This is a genomic window from Streptomyces sp. NPDC059455 (genome assembly GCF_042750115.1).
In the GTDB taxonomy this organism is placed as follows: Bacteria; Actinomycetota; Actinomycetes; order Streptomycetales; family Streptomycetaceae; genus Streptomyces; species Streptomyces endocoffeicus.
In genome coordinates, this window is sequence record NZ_JBHYVB010000470.1 from 1 (window position 1) to 1,906 (window position 1,906).

Genomic DNA, 1,906 nt, shown 5'->3' on the forward strand with positions numbered 1-1,906 from the left:
AGGACCTCAGCAATCCTCATTCTCGCTGGTCAGAGGCACTTTCTGCTTTCTTGATCACCAGCTGGACAGCCCGTCTCGTGAAAGCGCGAGGCTAGCGCCTACAGCATTTGCGCCGGGTGTTGCTCACTCGGTGAGGGCAGCGCGTACGGCGTCAGCGATGTGATGCGAGGGGGTAGCGGCGGGGATGGTGACGTCAGTTCCGACGAGCGGCCGTGAGAGGGCAAGCGTGATGTGCAGGATGACTTCGGCCGGGTAGCGGGAGGTGACCATCCCCGCCGCTTGAGCTGCTTCAATCTTCTGCACCTTGGCCCGGTTGACCTCGGCGACGGTGGCCAGCCGCATGCCAGCTCCACCACGTTCGAGATGGTCCCAGGTGGCGATGCGCAGGATGTTGGGTGTGCGCAGGTGCTGCTCGAAGATGCGCGCGGCATATCCAGGAAGGTCGGTAACGTCCATGGGGACGGCGTCGACGGTGCGGACGACGATTTCGTCGAATACGGCGTCGAAGAGCTTCTCCTTGCTGGAGAAATAGCGATAGAGCATCGCCTTGTTGCACATCGCCGCCTCGGTGATGCGCTCCACCCGAGCGCCGGCGAGCCCGTGCGCCGAAAATTCCGTGATTGCGGCATCAAGGATGCGCCGTTTCGTCTGCGCCGAATCTTTCGGCCTGCCAGGAGCCCGCATCCTCCGAGTCTAACAAGTAACCAGTCGGTTGCATCGCGGACTGGATGCGTGCTATCAATGCAACCAACCAGTTACTTACTTCACGGGAAGGGAACACCATGCGTAAGTGGGTGCTAGAACCGGGCAAATCGGGGCAGGATGCCTTGGTCATGAAGGAGGCCCCTGTGCCCGACCCGGGACCAGGGCAAGTGCGAGTTGCGGTGAAGGCGGCTGCGCTGAACTACCGTGACCAGATCATCCTGAACGGCCACTACGGGCAGGGCGTTGAGGAGGAAACCATTCCGGTCGCCGATGGCAGCGGAGTCATCGACGCTGTGGGAGCCGGCGTGGAGTGCTGGGCGGTCGGTGACCGCGTCATCAGTGTCTACTTCCGCGACTGGGTCGATGGCCCTCCGCCCACCGACCGTCTGGGATTCGGACTCGGCTCGCCCGGCGAGAACGGCGTCTTGGCCGAATACGTGGTCCTCGACGCCAACCGGGTCACCCGGATGCCGCAGAGCCTGGACTTCGTGCACGCCTCCACTCTGGTCTGCGCGGGCCTGACCGCATGGACGGCCCTCACCGAGGAACACCCCGTTACCGCGGGCCAGAAGATCCTCACCTTGGGCACCGGGGGCGTCTCCCTATTCGCCCTCCAGCTGGCCCGAGCCTTCGGCGCGGAGGTCATTGCCACCACAAGCCAGCAGACCAAGGAAGGGCAGTTGCGGCAGCTCGGGACTGTAGACGTGCTCAACTACCGCACCACGCCTACCTGGGGCGAAAACATCTACGCCAGCACCGGCGGAATGGACAAGGTGGTCAACCCCGTCGGGGGAGATGCGATGACGCAATCCATCATGGCCGTCGGCGCAGGCGGAGAGATCGCCGTCATGGGCCTGTTCTCCGCTGGCGATGCGCCGCTGCCCTTGCCTGTGCTTATGAGCAAGGGCGCCTCCATCCGCGGTACAGCTGTCGGTAGCTCCAAAGCATTGGTCCAGCTCGTTGACTTTATCGACCAGCACGGCATCACACCGGTGGTCCAGAAAACCTTCGCCCTTAAGGACGCCAAAGCCGCCTACACGGCGCAGGCCAGCCGTGACGTATTCGGCAAGATCGTCATCGACATGACTGCCTAGCCTCGATCTTGTATGAGGGTCCGTCAGCTTGCTGGCGGACCCTTTCTGCTTGCTCGGAGGGGTAATTTCTGCTTGTGGGCAGGTTGAGCGCCCGGCTGTCGCGTCGG

General features: G+C 63.1%; 2 protein-coding genes. One reads left to right on the forward strand and one right to left on the reverse strand.

Annotated features, from left to right (window positions below):
* Positions 1–123: 123 nt before the first annotated feature.
* Entirely contained in the window at positions 124–684 is a 561-nt protein-coding gene (locus tag ACFXB5_RS53615; protein ID WP_086881290.1) for a TetR family transcriptional regulator, read from the reverse strand.
* 164 nt (positions 685–848) lie between these two features.
* On the opposite strand from ACFXB5_RS53615, the gene ACFXB5_RS53620 reads away from it, so the two are divergent.
* Positions 849–1,799, forward strand: a complete 951-nt coding sequence (locus tag ACFXB5_RS53620) for an NAD(P)-dependent alcohol dehydrogenase (RefSeq protein ID WP_385223346.1) — start codon at positions 849–851, stop codon at positions 1,797–1,799.
* The last annotated feature ends 107 nt before the right edge of the window (positions 1,800–1,906 follow it).